Source organism: Pseudomonas sp. KH_050 (assembly GCF_057838875.1).
The window spans coordinates 5,454,749-5,471,164 of the sequence record NZ_CM174478.1 but is presented as its reverse complement, the minus strand read 5'-3'; the positions used below and the strand labels follow the sequence as shown (position 1 = coordinate 5,471,164).

The 16,416-nt window shown below is 58.5% G+C and carries 14 protein-coding genes; all 14 read left to right on the top strand.

Annotated elements, in window-relative coordinates; all coding sequences use genetic code 11:
* The first annotated feature begins 203 nt into the window (after window positions 1-203).
* A complete protein-coding gene (gene pyrH / locus AC3IUA_RS25145; RefSeq protein ID WP_150644510.1) occupies window positions 204-944 on the top strand; it encodes a UMP kinase in 741 nt (246 codons plus the stop codon).
* A complete protein-coding gene (gene frr, locus AC3IUA_RS25140) occupies window positions 944-1,501 on the top strand; it encodes a ribosome recycling factor (protein ID WP_489357548.1) in 558 nt (185 codons plus the stop codon). The genes pyrH and frr overlap by 1 nt, the downstream gene beginning before the upstream one ends.
* Before the next feature lie 13 nt (window positions 1,502-1,514).
* Entirely contained in the window at window positions 1,515-2,270 is a 756-nt protein-coding gene (gene uppS / locus AC3IUA_RS25135) for a polyprenyl diphosphate synthase (protein ID WP_489357547.1), read from the top strand.
* Entirely contained in the window at window positions 2,270-3,076 is an 807-nt protein-coding gene (locus AC3IUA_RS25130) for a phosphatidate cytidylyltransferase (protein WP_489357546.1), read from the top strand. The genes uppS and AC3IUA_RS25130 overlap by 1 nt, the downstream gene beginning before the upstream one ends.
* Entirely contained in the window at window positions 3,073-4,263 is a 1,191-nt protein-coding gene (gene ispC / locus AC3IUA_RS25125) for a 1-deoxy-D-xylulose-5-phosphate reductoisomerase (protein ID WP_489357545.1), read from the top strand. The genes AC3IUA_RS25130 and ispC overlap by 4 nt, the downstream gene beginning before the upstream one ends.
* 54 nt (window positions 4,264-4,317) lie before the next feature.
* Window positions 4,318-5,670, top strand: a complete 1,353-nt coding sequence (gene rseP, locus AC3IUA_RS25120) for a sigma E protease regulator RseP (protein ID WP_489357544.1) — start codon at window positions 4,318-4,320, stop codon at window positions 5,668-5,670.
* Window positions 5,671-5,744: 74 nt separating this feature from the next.
* Window positions 5,745-8,117: an outer membrane protein assembly factor BamA gene (gene bamA / locus AC3IUA_RS25115; RefSeq protein WP_489357543.1), complete on the top strand. Its 2,373-nt coding sequence runs from the start codon at window positions 5,745-5,747 to the stop codon at window positions 8,115-8,117.
* A 45-nt stretch (window positions 8,118-8,162) separates the two neighbouring features.
* Window positions 8,163-8,666, top strand: a complete 504-nt coding sequence (locus AC3IUA_RS25110; RefSeq protein WP_095146539.1) for an OmpH/Skp family outer membrane protein — start codon at window positions 8,163-8,165, stop codon at window positions 8,664-8,666.
* 3 nt (window positions 8,667-8,669) lie between these two features.
* Window positions 8,670-9,725 (top strand): UDP-3-O-(3-hydroxymyristoyl)glucosamine N-acyltransferase, encoded by a 1,056-nt coding sequence (lpxD, locus tag AC3IUA_RS25105; RefSeq protein ID WP_489357542.1) that lies wholly within the window; start codon window positions 8,670-8,672, stop codon window positions 9,723-9,725.
* Between the two features lie 109 nt (window positions 9,726-9,834).
* Window positions 9,835-10,275 (top strand): 3-hydroxyacyl-ACP dehydratase FabZ, encoded by a 441-nt coding sequence (gene fabZ, locus AC3IUA_RS25100; RefSeq protein ID WP_489357541.1) that lies wholly within the window; start codon window positions 9,835-9,837, stop codon window positions 10,273-10,275.
* On the top strand, window positions 10,272-11,048 hold the full coding sequence (gene lpxA / locus AC3IUA_RS25095) for an acyl-ACP--UDP-N-acetylglucosamine O-acyltransferase (protein WP_489357540.1): 777 nt from the start codon (window positions 10,272-10,274) through the stop codon (window positions 11,046-11,048). Before fabZ ends, lpxA begins: the two co-directional genes overlap by 4 nt.
* Window positions 11,049-11,050: 2 nt before the next feature.
* Window positions 11,051-12,181, top strand: coding sequence for a lipid-A-disaccharide synthase (lpxB, locus tag AC3IUA_RS25090; RefSeq protein ID WP_489357539.1), 1,131 nt, complete (start codon window positions 11,051-11,053; stop codon window positions 12,179-12,181).
* Window positions 12,182-12,192: 11 nt separating this feature from the next.
* Window positions 12,193-12,819: a ribonuclease HII gene (rnhB, locus tag AC3IUA_RS25085; protein ID WP_489362468.1), complete on the top strand. Its 627-nt coding sequence runs from the start codon at window positions 12,193-12,195 to the stop codon at window positions 12,817-12,819.
* Window positions 12,820-12,894: 75 nt separating this feature from the next.
* Window positions 12,895-16,416: a DNA polymerase III subunit alpha gene (dnaE, locus tag AC3IUA_RS25080; protein ID WP_489357538.1), complete on the top strand. Its 3,522-nt coding sequence runs from the start codon at window positions 12,895-12,897 to the stop codon at window positions 16,414-16,416.

Here is a 16,416-nt window from a genome sequence, read left to right as displayed (position 1 = left end):
TTCAACTGTCGCCCAGAAGAGGCTGCCCGCTCACGCGCGCAGCCTCTTTTCAAATGGGGTGATCAATTTAATTGGTTTCCCTTCGGAACTGGCTTACAAAGCCGTGTTCCGATGGCGCTGTGATAGCGTCAAGCTAGAGTGAGTGCTGGCTGTAAACGGCTGGCAAAGAATTTTTAAAAAATACGCCGCAGGAGAGATTCGCAATGGCTCAGCAGGGCAGTGGTTATCAGGCTCGCTATAAACGCATTCTACTCAAGCTTAGCGGCGAGGCCCTGATGGGCTCGGAAGAGTTCGGGATCGATCCGAAGGTGCTGGACCGCATGGCGCTGGAAGTCGGTCAGCTGGTCGGTATCGGCGTTCAGGTCGGTCTGGTGATCGGCGGTGGCAACCTGTTCCGTGGCGCCGCGCTGAGTGCTGCCGGGATGGATCGGGTGACAGGCGACCACATGGGCATGCTGGCCACTGTGATGAACGCTCTGGCCATGCGTGATGCGCTGGAACGTGCGAATATCTCGGCCATCGTGATGTCGGCTATTTCCATGGTGGGCGTGACCGATCACTATGATCGTCGCAAAGCCATGCGACACCTGAACGCCAAAGACGTAGTGATTTTCGCGGCCGGTACCGGCAACCCGTTTTTCACCACCGATTCGGCAGCTTGCCTTCGAGGTATCGAGATCAACGCTGACGTGGTGTTGAAGGCAACCAAGGTTGACGGTGTCTATACCGCTGACCCATTCAAAGACCCGCATGCCGAGAAGTTCGATCATCTGACCTACGATGAAGTGCTGGATCGCAAGCTGGGTGTGATGGATCTGACGGCGATTTGCCTGTGCCGTGACCACAAGATGCCGTTGCGCGTATTTAACATGAACAAGCCCGGCGCCCTGCTGAACATCGTTCATGGCGGTGCTGAAGGGACCCTGATCGAGGAAGGCGAATAATGATCAACGAAATCAAGAAAGACGCTCAAGAGCGCATGCAGAAATCCCTGGAATCGCTGCATCACGCATTCAGCCGGATTCGTACCGGCCAGGCTCACCCAAGCATTCTGGGTGGCGTGATGGTGCCTTACTACGGTTCCGATACCCCGCTGAACCAGGTGGCCAACGTCACCGTCAAGGATTCTCGCACCCTGCAAGTCGTTGCATTCGAGCGCAACATGCTGGCGGCCGTCGATAAGGCGATTCAGAGCTCCGGTCTGGGTTTCAATCCGACCAACCTCGGTGAACTGCTGCTGATTTCGATGCCGGCGCTTACCGAAGAAACCCGCAAGGGCTTCACCAAGCAGGCTCGTGAAGCAGCGGAAGATGGTCGTGTTGCCGTGCGCAATATCCGTCGCGATGCGCTGAGCCAGCTCAAAGACCTGGTCAAAGAAAAAGAAATCAGCGAAGACGAAGAGCGTCGCGCTGCTGACGATATCCAGAAGCTGACTGACAAGTTCGTAGCGGAAATCGAAGCGGCCATGAAGCAGAAAGAAGCGGACCTGATGGCCGTATAAGGGTCGCGTTTACATGGAAAAGACCAAGCAGGCTGTACTGTCTTCGGTGCCACGTCACGTGGCGATCATCATGGATGGTAATAATCGCTGGGCGAAAAAGCGCTTTATGCCGGGTGTTGCCGGGCATAAAGCGGGCGTCGATGCTGTTCGTGCGGTCATTGAAGTGTGTGCCGAGGCCAAGGTCGAAGTATTGACCCTGTTTGCCTTTTCCAGTGAGAACTGGCAGCGCCCGGCCGACGAAGTCAGTGCCTTGATGGATCTCTTCTTCAAGGCGCTGCGTCGGGAGGCCAAGCGCCTTAACGACAACAACATCAGCCTGCGCATCATTGGTGACCGCTCGCGCTTTCATCCGGAGTTGCAGGCGGCCATGCGTGAGGCCGAGGCGCTAACGGCGGGCAGCAATCGCTTTGTCTTGCAGATCGCTGCCAACTATGGCGGCCAATGGGACATTGCCCAGGCTGCCCAGCGCCTGGCGCGCGAGGTTCAGGCCGGGCATCTGCGTCCTGAAGACATCACGCCCGAATTACTGCAAACCTGTCTGGCGACGGGCGATCTGCCCCTGCCGGACTTGTGCATCCGTACGGGCGGTGAGCACCGCATCAGCAACTTCCTGTTGTGGCAGTTGGCGTACGCCGAACTGTATTTCTCCGACCTGTTCTGGCCGGACTTCAAACACGATGCCATGCGCAATGCGCTGGCCGATTACGCTTCTCGCCAGCGCCGCTTCGGTAAAACGAGCGAACAGGTCGAAGCGGGAGCCCGGGCTTAATGCTTAAACAACGAATCATCACCGCGCTGATCCTGTTGCCGATCGCCTTGTGCGGGTTTTTCCTGCTGGAAGGTACCGGCTTTGCGTTGTTCATTGGATTGGTGGTGACCCTGGCTGCCTGGGAATGGGCCCGGCTGGCAGGATTTACTGCCCAGCCGGTCCGGGTTGCCTACGCGGCCCTGGTCGCGCTGCTGCTGTTTTTCATGCATGTGCTGCCCGGTCTGGCGCCGTGGGTGCTGGCTGCAGCGGTGATCTGGTGGTTGCTGGCAGCCTTCCTGGTGCTGACGTATCCACGCACCAGTGAGCAATGGGCCAGTGCGGCCTGCAAACTGGTGATTGGTCTGTTGATCCTGTTGCCGGCCTGGCAAGGGCTGATCCTGATCAAGCAGCAACCCTTGGGCAATTGGCTGATCATGGCGGTGATGGTGCTGGTCTGGGGCGCGGACATCGGCGCCTACTTTTCCGGCAGGGCCTTTGGCAAGCGCAAGCTGGCGCCGAAGGTCAGTCCGGGCAAGAGTTGGGAAGGGGTGTATGGTGGCTTGGCGGCCAGCTTGCTGATTACTGCCGTCGTCGGTCTTGCCCGTGACTGGAGTGCGGCGCAGATGCTGATGGGGTTGATCGGTGCGGCAATCGTCGTGTTTGTTTCGGTGGTCGGTGACCTGACCGAAAGCATGTTCAAGCGTCAGGCCGGGATCAAGGACAGCAGCAACCTGTTGCCGGGTCATGGTGGCGTGCTGGATCGCATCGATAGCCTGACGGCGGCCATTCCGGTGTTTGCCGTGCTGTTATGGGTAGCTGCACCATGAGTCGCCCGCAGCAGATTACCGTGCTGGGTGCGACCGGCTCGATCGGCCTGAGCACCCTCGATGTCATTGCCCGGCATCCCGAGCGTTACCAGGTTTTCGCCTTGAGCGGTTTCAGTCGGCTGAGCGAGTTGCTCGCCTTGTGCGTTCGTCACACGCCGCGCTTCGCGGTCGTTCCTGAAGCTGGCGCTGCACGTGGCTTGCAGGACGATTTGCGGGCGGCGGGTCTGCCGACCCGGGTTCTGGTGGGGGAGGAGGGGTTGTGCCAGGTCGCGGCCGACCCACAGGTCGACGCGGTGATGGCGGCGATCGTCGGGGCGGCGGGTTTGCGCCCGACCCTGGCAGCCGTGGAAGCCGGGAAGAAGATTCTTCTGGCCAATAAGGAGGCGCTGGTGATGTCCGGCGCCTTGTTCATGCAGGCGGTGCGCAAGAGCGGCTCGGTGCTGTTGCCGATCGACAGCGAACACAACGCGATTTTTCAGTGCATGCCCAACGATTTTGCCCGCGGGCTTGGGGCTGTCGGGGTCCGGCGGATCCTGCTGACCGCCTCGGGCGGCCCGTTTCGGCAAACGCCGCTGGCCGAGCTTGAGCATGTGACTCCCGAGCAGGCCTGTGCCCATCCCAACTGGTCGATGGGTCGCAAGATCTCCGTGGATTCGGCGAGCATGATGAACAAAGGCCTTGAGTTGATCGAGGCTTGCTGGTTGTTCGATGCCAGGCCGGCTCAGGTCGAAGTGGTGGTTCATCCGCAGAGCGTGATTCATTCACTGGTCGACTACGTCGATGGTTCTGTACTCGCGCAATTGGGCAATCCGGATATGCGCACACCGATCGCCAACGCCCTGGCCTGGCCTGAGCGAATCGATTCCGGTGTGGCGCCCCTTGACCTGTTCTCGATCGCGCGCCTGGACTTCCAGGCCCCCGATGAGCAGCGTTTCCCCTGCCTGCGGCTCGCCCGTCAAGCGGCGGAAGCGGGTAACAGTGCGCCGGCCATGTTGAATGCAGCAAATGAAGTGGCGGTCGCAGCCTTTCTTGAACGACGCATCCGCTACCCGGAGATCGCGAGTATCATCGAGGAAGTATTGAACATCGAGCCTGTGGTTGCCGTCGAAGAACTGGACGCGGTGTTCTCGGCGGACGCCAAAGCCCGCGCCTTGACCGAACAATGGTTGAGTCGCCACGGGCGATAGACGTTGCAGCGGGTCCGAGCGAATCGGCACTGGATTGGAATGCGGAGTAAATAGATGAGCGCGCTCTATATGATTGTCGGCACCCTGGTTACTCTGGGCGTGCTGGTCACCTTCCACGAATTCGGCCACTTTTGGGTGGCGCGCCGTTGCGGTGTCAAGGTTCTGCGCTTCTCTGTGGGTTTCGGTATGCCCCTGCTGCGCTGGCATGATCGCCGCGGCACGGAATTCGTGATCGCTGCCATCCCGTTGGGTGGCTACGTGAAAATGCTCGACGAGCGCGAAGGCGAAGTGCCTGCCGATCAGCTCGATCAATCCTTCAATCGCAAGTCGGTTCGTCAACGTATCGCAATCGTTGCAGCCGGCCCGATTGCCAACTTTTTGCTGGCCCTGGTGTTTTTCTGGGTCTTGGCAATGCTCGGCAGCGAGCAGGTGCGGCCAGTCATCGGTGCTGTCGAGATCGGCAGTATTGCCGCCAGGGCCGGATTGAGCCCAGGCCAGGAAATCGTTGCGATCGACGGTGAGCCGACTTCCGGTTGGGCTGCGGTGAATCTGCAGCTGGTACACCGGCTGGGTGAAAGCGGGTCCCTGCAGGTGCTGGTGCGTGAAGAGGGTTCGACCGCCGATTCGCCGCGTGAGCTGGTGTTGGACAAGTGGCTTAAAGGTGCTGATGAACCCGATCCAATTCATTCGCTGGGGATTCGTCCATGGCGTCCGGCATTACCTCCGGTATTGGCTGAGCTGGATCCGAACGGACCGGCCCATGCTGCCGGGCTGAAAACCGGCGACCGCCTGTTGGCAGTTGATGGCCAGGCGTTGAGCGATTGGCAGCAAGTGGTTGACTGGGTTCGGGTACGTCCTGAAACCAAAATTGTGCTGCGGGTGGAGCGTGATGGTGCTCAAATCGACGTCCCTGTTACTTTGGCTGCCAAGGGCAAGGCGAAAGTCGCCACCGGATATCTGGGCGCGGGGGTAAAAGCTGTCGATTGGCCACCAGCGATGATCCGCGAAGTCAGCTACGGTCCCCTGGAGGCAATTGGCGAGGGTGCTCGTCGGACCTGGACCATGAGTGTCCTGACCCTTGATTCGCTGAAGAAAATGTTGTTCGGTGAGCTCTCGGTAAAAAACTTGAGTGGACCGATAACCATTGCTAAAGTGGCGGGCGCTTCTGCCCAGTCGGGTGTCGCTGATTTCCTGAATTTCCTTGCTTATCTGAGCATTAGCCTGGGGGTTCTGAATTTGTTGCCTATTCCTGTACTGGATGGGGGGCATTTGTTGTTTTATCTGATTGAGTGGGCGCGTGGTCGTCCCTTGTCGGATCGGGTGCAGGGTTGGGGGATACAGATTGGTATCAGTTTGGTGATCGGGGTGATGTTGCTTGCTCTGGTCAACGATCTGGGTCGACTGTAACGCTTCGCTGAATTGCGAATCTGCCGCATTTTGCGGCATTTTGTTTATTGCCAGTTGGAATAAGAAAGGACTTCATGAAACGTCTGCTGCTAACTGCGGTTCTCTCCGTATTGATGATCGCCGAAGTTCACGCTGAGTCCTTCACTATCTCCGATATTCGCGTCAATGGCCTCCAGCGGGTCTCCGCGGGTAGTGTCTTTGGTGCCTTGCCGCTAAACGTCGGCGAGCAGGCGGACGATCGTCGCCTGGTGGAATCCACTCGTGCGTTGTTCAAAACCGGTTTCTTTCAAGATATCCAGCTGGGCCGCGAAGGCAATGTACTGGTCATCACGGTAGTCGAGCGACCCTCTGTCGCCAGTATCGAGATCGATGGCAACAAGGCGATCTCCACCGAAGACCTGATGAAGGGCCTCAAGCAATCCGGTCTGGCCGAAGGCGAAATCTTCCAGCGTGCGACCCTTGAAGGGGTGCGTAACGAGCTGCAGCGTCAATATGTCGCTCAAGGCCGCTACTCGGCGACGGTCGACACTGAAGTGGTGCCGCAGCCGCGCAACCGCGTTGCCTTGAAGGTCAATATCAACGAAGGCACGGTCGCTGCCATCCAGCACATCAACGTGGTGGGTAACACGGTCTTCCCCGATGAAGACCTGATCGACCTGTTCGAGCTCAAGACCAGCAACTGGCTGTCGTTCTTCAAGAACGATGACAAATATGCCCGTGAAAAACTCTCCGGTGACCTGGAGCGTCTGCGTTCCTACTACCTGGACCGCGGCTATATCAACATGGATATCGCTTCGACCCAGGTCTCGATCACTCCGGACAAGAAACACGTCTACATTACGGTGAACGTCAACGAAGGCGACAAGTACAGCGTTCGTGACGTCAAGCTGAGCGGTGACTTGAAAGTGCCTGAAGACCAGGTCAAGTCGTTGCTGCTGGTCCAGAAGGGCCAGGTGTTCTCGCGCAAGCTGATGACCACCACCTCCGAGCTGATCACCCGTCGCCTGGGTAACGAAGGCTATACCTTCGCCAACGTCAACGGCGTACCGCAGCCCCATGAGGAAGACCACACGGTCGATATCACTTTCGTGGTTGACCCGGGCAAGCGTGCCTACGTGAACCGTATCAACTTCCGTGGCAACACCAAGTCGGAAGACGAAGTGCTGCGTCGGGAAATGCGCCAGATGGAAGGCGGCTGGGCTTCGACCTACCTGATCGACCAGTCGAAAACCCGTCTGGAACGTCTGGGGTTCTTCAAGGAAGTCAACGTCGAGACGCCGGCCGTGCCGGGCACCGACGACCAGGTCGACGTCAACTACAGCGTCGAAGAACAAGCTTCCGGTTCGATCACCGCCAGCGTCGGTTTTGCACAGAGCGCCGGTCTGATCCTCGGTGGTTCGATCACCCAGAACAACTTCCTGGGTACTGGTAACAAGGTCAGCGTCGGTTTGACCCGCAGCGAATACCAGAGCCGCTATAACTTCGGTTATGTCGATCCCTACTGGACGGCTGATGGTGTCAGCCTGGGTTACAATGCGTTCTATCGCACTACTGATTACGACGACCTCGATGTCGACGTTGCCAGCTATGCGGTGGACAGCCTGGGTGCGGGTGTCAGCGTCGGTTACCCGATCAGCGAGACCTCGCGTCTGACCTTTGGCCTGACTGCGCAACAAGACAAGATCAAGACCGGTCGCTACACCGTTGACGAGATTTTCGACTTCGTTAACAAGGAAGGCGACAACTACTTGAACTTCAAGGCTTCGGCCGGCTGGTCCGAATCGACCCTGAACAAGGGTGTGTTGGCCACACGTGGTCATTCCCAGAGCCTGGTGCTTGAAACCACCACGCCTGGCAGCGACCTGTCGTTCTTCAAACTCGACTACCGCGGCCAGGTGTTCCAGCCTTTGACTGACAACTACACCATGCGCCTGCACACAGAGCTGGGTTATGGCGATGGTTACGGTTCGACCGATGGTCTACCGTTCTACGAGAACTATTACGCGGGTGGTTTCAACTCGGTTCGCGGCTTCAAGGACAGTACTTTAGGTCCGCGTAGCACGCCTAGCCTGGGTACGAACCCAGGTACCCAGAGAGATCCGGATCAGGATCCGCTGCCGTTCGGTGGTAACGTGTTGATTCAAGGTGGTGTGGAGCTCCTGTTCCCTCTGCCATTCGTGAAAGATCAACGCTCGTTGCGGACCTCGGTGTTCTGGGACGTGGGTAACGTGTTCGACAGCAATTGCAGCTCGAGCAAGGTATCGGCTTCCGGCAAGAAGGTTGAATGCAACGACATTGGCCTTGACGGTCTGGCCAGCTCCGTTGGTGTGGGTGTGACCTGGATTACCGCGCTTGGCCCGTTAAGCTTTGCTTTGGCGATGCCGATCAAAGAACCGGATGACGCTGAGACCCAAGTGTTCCAATTCTCTCTCGGCCAGACTTTCTAATAGTCCGACCCAAGATAACGACAATGGATTTTGTAGGAGTGCATCGTGCGTAAGTTGACTCAATTGGTTCTCCTGGCAACTGTCCTGGTAGCGACCCCGGCATTTGCCGAAATGAAAATTGCAGTACTGAACTATCAAATGGCCCTGCTGGAATCCGACGCGGCGAAAAAATACGCCGTGGATGCCGAGAAGAAATTCGGCCCGCAGCTGAGCAAGCTGAAAAGCCTGGAAAGCAGCGCCAAAGGCATCCAGGATCGTCTGGTCAGTGGTGGCGACAAGATGGCCCAGGGCGAGCGTGAGCGCCTTGAGCTCGAGTTCAAGCAAAAGGCCCGTGACTTCCAGTTCCAGTCCAAGGAGCTGAATGAAGCCAAAGCCGTTGCTGACCGTGAAATGCTGAAGCAGCTCAAGCCGAAACTGGACAGTGCTGTGGAAGAAGTCATCAAGAAAGGTGCTTTTGACCTGGTCTTCGAGCGTGGCGCAGTGATTGATGTCAAGCCTCAGTACGACATCACGCGCCAGGTTATCGAGCGCATGAATCAGCTGAAGTAATCCATGGCCGCGACTATGAAGCTCGGCCAGTTGGCCGAGTTCCTCGGCGCCACGCTACGTGGCGACCCGGAGAAAGAAATCACTGGGCTAGCCACTTTGCAGGAGGCTGGCCCAGCTCAGTTGAGTTTTCTGGCAAACCCCCACTACCGTAAATACCTGGCCGACAGCCGGGCCGCAGCCCTGTTGCTGAAGGCCGCTGACGCTGAAGGTTTTGCCGGTGATGCGCTGGTGGTGGCCGACCCGTACCTTGCCTACGCGCGGATTTCCCATCTGTTCGACCCCAAGCCCAAGGCCAGTGCCGGTATTCATCCGACGGCAGTTGTGGCTGAGGACGCAGTGGTCGATCCGGCGGCGAGTATCGGTGCCTTTGCGGTGATCGAAAGCGCTGCGCGGATTGCCGCTGGCGTCACGGTCGGTGCCCACTGCTTTGTCGGAGCCCGTTGTGAAATCGGCGAAGACGGCTGGCTGGCTCCGCGGGTAACGCTGTACCACGACGTGCGAATCGGCAAGCGAGTGGTCATTCAGTCCGGCGCGGTGCTCGGCGGTGAAGGCTTCGGCTTTGCCAACGAGAAAGGCGTCTGGCAGAAAATTGCCCAGATCGGCGGCGTATTGATCGGTGACGATGTGGAGATTGGCGTGAATACCGCCATCGACCGCGGCGCGTTGGCCGATACCGTGATTGGCAATGGGGTAAAACTCGATAACCAGATTCAGATCGCTCACAACGTGCAGGTCGGTGATCACACCGCCATGGCGGCGTGCGTGGGAATTTCCGGCAGCACCAAAATCGGCAAGCATTGCATGCTCGCCGGTGGCGTAGGGCTGGTTGGGCACATCGAGATTTGCGACAACGTGTTCCTGACCGGGATGACCATGGTGACTCACTCGATTACCGAGCCGGGTTCCTATTCATCCGGTACAGCAATGCAACCGGCTGCCGAATGGCGCAAAAGCGCGGCACGCATCCGTCAGCTCGACGACATCGCGCGACGTCTGCGACAACTGGAAAAGCGTGTAGGGGACGTGACCCCTGGCGGTAATGCTTCATCAGATGGCTGATACCATTTCCATATCAAGTGTGCACAGCCGCTAGACTGCCTCCTTGATTTGCTAGAGGAGTGCGCGTCCAACGCGCCCTCCCAATCTTTACTACAGGCTTCCCCCCGAAATGATGGACATCAACGAGATTCGCGAATACCTGCCTCACCGTTACCCGTTCCTGCTGGTGGATCGTGTGGCGGAGCTGAATGTTGAGGGCAAGTACATTCGTGCCTACAAGAATGTCAGCATCAACGAACCTTTCTTCAATGGTCACTTCCCGGCGCATCCGATCATGCCGGGCGTACTGATCATCGAAGCGATGGCTCAGGCTGCCGGTATCCTTGGTTTCAAGATGCTGGACGTGAAGCCTGCCGATGGCACCCTTTACTACTTTGTCGGTTCCGACAAGCTGCGCTTCCGCCAGCCGGTAACGCCAGGCGACCAGCTCATTCTCGAAGCCAGGTTCTTGAGCTGCAAGCGCCAGATCTGGAAGTTCGAATGCCAGGCTTCGGTCGACGGCAAGCCGGTCTGTTCCGCTGAAATCATCTGCGCGGAACGCAAGCTATGAGTTTGATTGACCCTCGCGCAATCATCGATCCGACGGCCGTTCTGGCCGACGACGTCGAGGTCGGCCCTTGGTCGATCGTCGGCGCTGGTGTGGAAATCGGCGAGGGTACAGTGATCGGGCCGCATGTGATTCTCAAAGGCCCGACCCGAATCGGTAAGCACAACCGCATCTACCAGTTTTCCTCGGTAGGTGAGGACACGCCCGATCTGAAATACAAAGGCGAAGAAACCCGTCTGGTGATTGGTGACCACAACGTCATCCGTGAAGGCGTGACGATTCACCGTGGGACCATTCAGGATCGTGCCGAAACGACCCTGGGCGATCACAATCTGATCATGGCCTATGCCCACATCGGTCACGACAGCGTCATCGGCAACCACTGCATCCTGGTCAACAACACCGCGTTGGCTGGTCATGTGCACGTTGAAGACTGGGCAATCCTCTCCGGGTTTACCCTGGTTCACCAATACTGCCATATCGGCGCCCACAGCTTTTCCGGCATGGGTACCGCCATCGGCAAGGATGTTCCGGCTTACGTCACGGTATTCGGCAACCCTGCCGAGGCCCGTAGCATGAACTTCGAAGGCATGCGTCGGCGTGGTTTCAGCGAAGACGCTATTCACGCCCTGCGTCGTGCCTACAAGGTAGTTTACCGTCAGGGGCTGACTGTCGATCAGGCGTTGGCAGAGCTGGCTGAGTCGTCTGCACAGTTTCCCGAAGTCGCAGTGTTCCGTGATTCGATCCAGTCTTCGACTCGCGGCATTACTCGTTAATCATGGCCACTTTGCGTGTTGCACTGGTGGCCGGTGAAGCTTCCGGCGATATTCTCGGCGCGGGGTTGATGCGCGCGCTCAAGGCCCAGCATCCATCCATTGAGTTTATTGGCGTCGGCGGTCCGCTGATGCAGGCCGAAGGCTTGACCTCCTATTTCCCGATGGAGCGCCTGGCGGTCATGGGGCTGGTCGAGGTTCTGGGGCGTTTGCGCGAGCTGCTGGCTCGGCGCAAAAAGCTGATCAAGACGCTGATTGCCGAAAAGCCGGATGTATTCATCGGTATCGATGCACCGGATTTCACCCTCAATATTGAACTCAAACTGCGTCAGGCCGGGATCAAGACCGTACATTACGTCAGCCCGTCAGTCTGGGCCTGGCGTCAGAAACGCGTGCTGAAGATCCGCGAAGGCTGCGATCTGATGCTGACGCTGTTTCCGTTCGAGGCGAAATTCTACGAAGAGAAGGGCGTGCCGGTGCGTTTTGTCGGGCACTCCCTGGCCGATGCGATCCCGCTGCAAGCGGATCGTGCCGCGGCGCGTGCCGAGCTTGGATTGCCCATAGGCCCGCTGGTGGCATTGATGCCGGGCAGTCGTGGCGGGGAAGTCGGTCGGCTCGGCGGGCTGTTTCTCGATGCCGCCGAGCGCCTGCGTGCCATGCGTCCGGGCGTGCGGTTTGTCATGCCCTGCGCCAGTCCCGAGCGCCGCGCGCAGCTTGAAGAGTTGCTGGCCGGCCGCGACTTGCCACTGACCCTGCTCGACGGTCGCTCCCATCAAGCACTTGCCGCCTGCGACGCGGTACTGATTGCCTCTGGCACCGCGACCCTGGAAGCCCTGCTGTACAAGCGGCCGATGGTGGTCGCTTATCGCCTGGCGCCGCTGACGTTCTGGATTCTCAAGCGCATGGTCAAAAGCCCCTATATCTCATTGCCCAACTTGCTGGCGCAGCGTTTGCTGGTGCCCGAGTTGTTGCAGGACGATGCAACTGCCGAGGCCCTGGCGCAGACGTTGTCGCCATTGATCGAAGGCGGAGAAGAGCAAACCAGAGGCTTCGACCAGATCCACCGGACATTGCGTCGCGATGCCTCGAATCAGGCCGCTGAGGCGGTACTGAAGCTGATCGGCACACTACAATGAGTAAGATAAAGATGCAGATGGGGTTGGATTTCACCTTGGTCGCCGATGCTGAAGATCTGGTTGCAGGTGTCGATGAAGTCGGTCGCGGCCCGTTGTGCGGTGCCGTGGTCACCGCGGCGGTGATTCTCGATCCGCGCCGGCCGATTCTCGGCCTCAACGACTCGAAGAAGCTCACCGAAGCCCGCCGCGAAAAGCTCTACGACGAAATCTGCGAAAAGGCGCTGAGCTGGTGTATCGCTCGCGCCGAAGTCGAGGAAATCGACGAGCTGAACATTCTGCATGCCACCATGCTGGCCATGCAGCGCGCGGTGGAAGGGCTGAGCATCACACCGAAACTGGCAATGATCGATGGCAATCGTTGCCCGAAGCTGTCGATGCGTGCCGAAGCGGTCATCCAGGGTGATGGCAAGGTGCCGGCAATCGCTGCGGCTTCGATCCTGGCCAAAGTCAGTCGTGATCGTGAAATGGCTGCTTTCGAATTGATTTACCCGGGTTACGGTATCGGTGGGCACAAGGGCTATCCGACTCCAGTACACCTGGAAGCCTTGGCCCGACTGGGGCCGACACCGATTCATCGACGCTCTTTCGCTCCGGTGCGGCTGGCTTATGAGGCCCTCGAAGGTTTGATCAAGGTTTAGTCAACAGGCTGATGTTTTGCTCAGGGCCCGGTACAATCCGGGCCTTGTTGTTTTCAAGTTCTACACAGGATCACTATGCCGGCTTCATTCGTCCATCTACGCCTGCACACTGAATACTCCCTGGTCGACGGTCTGGTGCGGATCAAACCGCTGGTCAAGACCCTGGTCGGCATGAACATGCCTGCCGTGGCGGTTACCGACCAAAACAACATGTGTTCGCTGGTCAAGTTCTACAAGGCGGCCATGGGCGCCGGTATCAAGCCGATCTGTGGCGCCGACCTGTGGCTGTCGAACAAGGACCCTGAAAACTCCCTGAGCCGTATCAGCCTGCTGGCCATGAACGGTGTCGGCTACCGCAACCTCACCGAATTGATCTCCCGCGGCTTCATCGACGGCCAGCGCAATGGCTCGATCATCATCGAGCGCGAGTGGGTGGCCGAGGCCAGCGAAGGCTTGATCATGCTGTCGGCGGCGAAGGAGGGCGAAGTCGGTATCGCCCTGCTCAGCGGCAATCCGCAGGAAGCCGAAACCCTGGCGCGAGATTGGATGGCGGTGTTCCCGGATCGTTTCTATCTGGAAGTGCAGCGCACCAACCGCCCGAACGATGAAGAACATCTGCACGCGGCCGTGACCCTGGCTGAGAAGCTTGGCGCGCCATTGGTGGCGACCAACGACGTGCGCTTCATCAAGCAGCAAGATTTCGAAGCCCACGAAACCCGCGTCTGCATCGGCGAAGGCCGTGCCCTCGACGATCCGCGGCGGTCGAAGAACTACAGCGATCAGCAGTACCTCAAAAGCGCCGAGGAAATGGCCGAGTTGTTCAGCGACTTGCCTGAGGCGCTGGAAAACTCCGTCGAAATTGCCAAGCGCTGCAACATTGAAGTGAAGCTGGGCAAGCACTTCCTGCCCAACTTCCCGATTCCCGATGGCATGACCATCGATGAATACTTTCGCAAAGTGTCGTTCGACGGCCTTGAGGATCGCCTGAGCGTCCTGCTGCCCAAAGACACTACCGAGGACTATGAAGCCAAGCGTCAGGTGTATGTCGACCGGCTGAATTTCGAGCTGGATATCATCATCCAGATGGGCTTCCCCGGTTACTTCCTGATCGTTATGGACTTTATCCAGTGGGCCAAGAACAACGGCGTGCCGGTAGGTCCTGGCCGTGGGTCGGGTGCCGGGTCGCTGGTCGCCTACGTCCAGAAGATCACCGACCTCGATCCGTTGGAATACGATCTGCTGTTCGAACGTTTCCTGAACCCGGAACGGGTCTCCATGCCCGACTTCGACGTCGACTTCTGCATGGACGGTCGCGATCGGGTGATCGATTATGTGGCCGATAAATATGGTCGCAACGCGGTGAGCCAGATCATCACCTTCGGGTCGATGGCGGCGAAAGCGGTGATCCGTGACGTTGCGCGGGTGCAAGGCAAGTCCTACGGCCTGGCGGATCGACTGTCGAAGATGATTCCCTTCGAAGTCGGCATGACCCTGGAAAAAGCCTACGAGCAGGAAGAAATCCTCCGGGACTTCATCAAGGTCGATGAAGAGGCCGCGGAAATCTGGGAGATGGCCCGCAAGCTTGAAGGTGTCGTGCGTAACGTGGGTAAACACGCCGGTGGCGTGGTAATCGCGCCGACCAAACTCACCGATTTCTCGCCGATTTATTGCGATGAAGCGGGTGACGGCCTGGTGACCCAGTTCGACAAGGACGACGTCGAGGCTGCCGGTCTGGTGAAGTTCGACTTCCTCGGCCTGCGGACCCTGACGATCATCGATTGGGCGTTGAAGACCATCAACCGCGACCGCGCCAAGGTCGACCAGCCGCCGCTGGACATCGCCTTTATCCCGCTGGACGATAAACCGACTTACCAACTGCTGCAAAAAGCCGAAACCACGGCGGTGTTCCAGCTTGAGTCCCGGGGCATGAAAGAGCTGATCAAAAAGCTCAAGCCCGACTGCCTGGAAGACTTGATCGCATTGGTGGCCCTGTTCCGTCCCGGCCCGCTGCAATCGGGCATGGTGGACGACTTCATCAACCGCAAGCACGGTCGCGCCGAGCTGGCATACCCGCATATCGACTATCAGTACGACGGCTTGAAGCCGGTATTGGCGCCTACCTACGGCATCATCCTGTATCAGGAACAGGTGATGCAGATCGCCCAGGTCATGGCCGGTTACACCCTCGGCGGTGCGGACATGCTGCGCCGAGCCATGGGTAAGAAAAAGCCCGAGGAAATGGCCAAGCAGCGTGGCGGTTTCATTGAAGGTTGCGCGACCAACAATATCGATGCTGACCTGGCGGGTAACATTTTCGATCTGGTGGAGAAATTCGCCGGTTACGGCTTCAACAAATCCCACTCCGCCGCCTATGGCCTGGTGTCGTATCAGACCGCATGGCTGAAAGCCCACTATCCGGCGCCGTTCATGGCGGCGGTACTTTCAGCGGATATGCACAACACCGACAAGGTCGTGACCTTGATCGAAGAAGTGCGGACCATGAAGCTGCGGCTCGACGCGCCGGACGTGAATACCTCCGAGTTCAAGTTCACGGTGAACGACGAAGGCCGCATTATTTACGGTCTGGGTGCGATCAAGGGGGTGGGCGAAGGCCCGGTCGAAGCGATTACCGAGGCGCGGCAAGACGGGCCGTTCAAGGATCTGTTCGATTTTTGCGCCCGTGTCGACCTCAAACGCATCAATAAACGCACCCTCGACGGCTTGATCCGCAGTGGTGCCCTGGATCGCCTTGGTCCGTACTTCCATGATGAGCAGAAAGCCTATCAGGCCAATATCGACCGCAACCGCGCGGTCTTGTTGACGGCTATGGAAGAAGCGATCAAGGCTGCCGAACAAACCGCTCGCACTCACGACAGTGGTCATGCCGATCTGTTTGGCGGTCTGTTCGTTGAAGAAGACGCCGATGTCTACGCCAATCACCGCAAGGCCAAGGAGCTGACACTCAAGGAACGCCTGAAAGGCGAGAAAGATACCTTGGGCCTGTACCTGACCGGTCACCCGATCGACGAATACGAAGGTGAAATCCGCCGCTTCGCCCGTCAGCGCATCATCGACCTTAAACCGGCCCGGGATACCCAGACGGTCGCGGGGATGATCATCGCCCTGCGGGTGATGAAGAACAAAAAGGGCGACAAGATGGGCTTCATCACCCTCGATGACCGCTCGGCGCGGATCGAGGCGTCGCTGTTTGCCGAAGCATTCCACTCGGCGCAGTCGCTGCTGCAGACCGATGCAATGGTAGTGGTCGAAGGTGAAGTCAGCAACGACGACTTCTCCGGTGGCCTGCGCCTGCGGGTCAAACGGGTGATGAGCATGGAAGACGCTCGTACCAATCTGGCCGAGAGCCTGCGCCTGAAGGTCCATTGCGAGGCCTTGAAAGGTGACCGGCTGCGCTGGCTGGGCGAGTTGTTCAAGCGTCATCGCGGAGCCTGCCCGATTACCATGGAGTACACCGGCCAGGACGCCAAGGCCTTGCTGCAGTTTGGCGAGACCTGGCGAATCGACCCGGCAGACAGCTTGATTCAAGCCCTGCGTGACCAGTTCGGGCGAGACAACGTCTTCCTCCAATACCGTTGA

What these genes read in the sequence shown, in the direction of transcription:
- dnaE (WP_489357538.1), top strand. Translation starts at nt 12,895, where the DNA reads ATGCCGGCTTCATTCGTCCATCTACGCCTGCACACTGAATACTCCCTG.
- bamA (WP_489357543.1), top strand. Translation starts at nt 5,745, where the DNA reads ATGAAACGTCTGCTGCTAACTGCGGTTCTCTCCGTATTGATGATCGCC.
- fabZ (WP_489357541.1), top strand. Translation starts at nt 9,835, where the DNA reads ATGATGGACATCAACGAGATTCGCGAATACCTGCCTCACCGTTACCCG.
- frr (WP_489357548.1), top strand. Translation starts at nt 944, where the DNA reads ATGATCAACGAAATCAAGAAAGACGCTCAAGAGCGCATGCAGAAATCC.
- pyrH (WP_150644510.1), top strand. Translation starts at nt 204, where the DNA reads ATGGCTCAGCAGGGCAGTGGTTATCAGGCTCGCTATAAACGCATTCTA.
- lpxD (WP_489357542.1), top strand. Translation starts at nt 8,670, where the DNA reads ATGGCCGCGACTATGAAGCTCGGCCAGTTGGCCGAGTTCCTCGGCGCC.
- rseP (WP_489357544.1), top strand. Translation starts at nt 4,318, where the DNA reads ATGAGCGCGCTCTATATGATTGTCGGCACCCTGGTTACTCTGGGCGTG.
- lpxB (WP_489357539.1), top strand. Translation starts at nt 11,051, where the DNA reads ATGGCCACTTTGCGTGTTGCACTGGTGGCCGGTGAAGCTTCCGGCGAT.
- lpxA (WP_489357540.1), top strand. Translation starts at nt 10,272, where the DNA reads ATGAGTTTGATTGACCCTCGCGCAATCATCGATCCGACGGCCGTTCTG.
- ispC (WP_489357545.1), top strand. Translation starts at nt 3,073, where the DNA reads ATGAGTCGCCCGCAGCAGATTACCGTGCTGGGTGCGACCGGCTCGATC.
- uppS (WP_489357547.1), top strand. Translation starts at nt 1,515, where the DNA reads ATGGAAAAGACCAAGCAGGCTGTACTGTCTTCGGTGCCACGTCACGTG.
- rnhB (WP_489362468.1), top strand. Translation starts at nt 12,193, where the DNA reads ATGCAGATGGGGTTGGATTTCACCTTGGTCGCCGATGCTGAAGATCTG.
- AC3IUA_RS25130 (WP_489357546.1), top strand. Translation starts at nt 2,270, where the DNA reads ATGCTTAAACAACGAATCATCACCGCGCTGATCCTGTTGCCGATCGCC.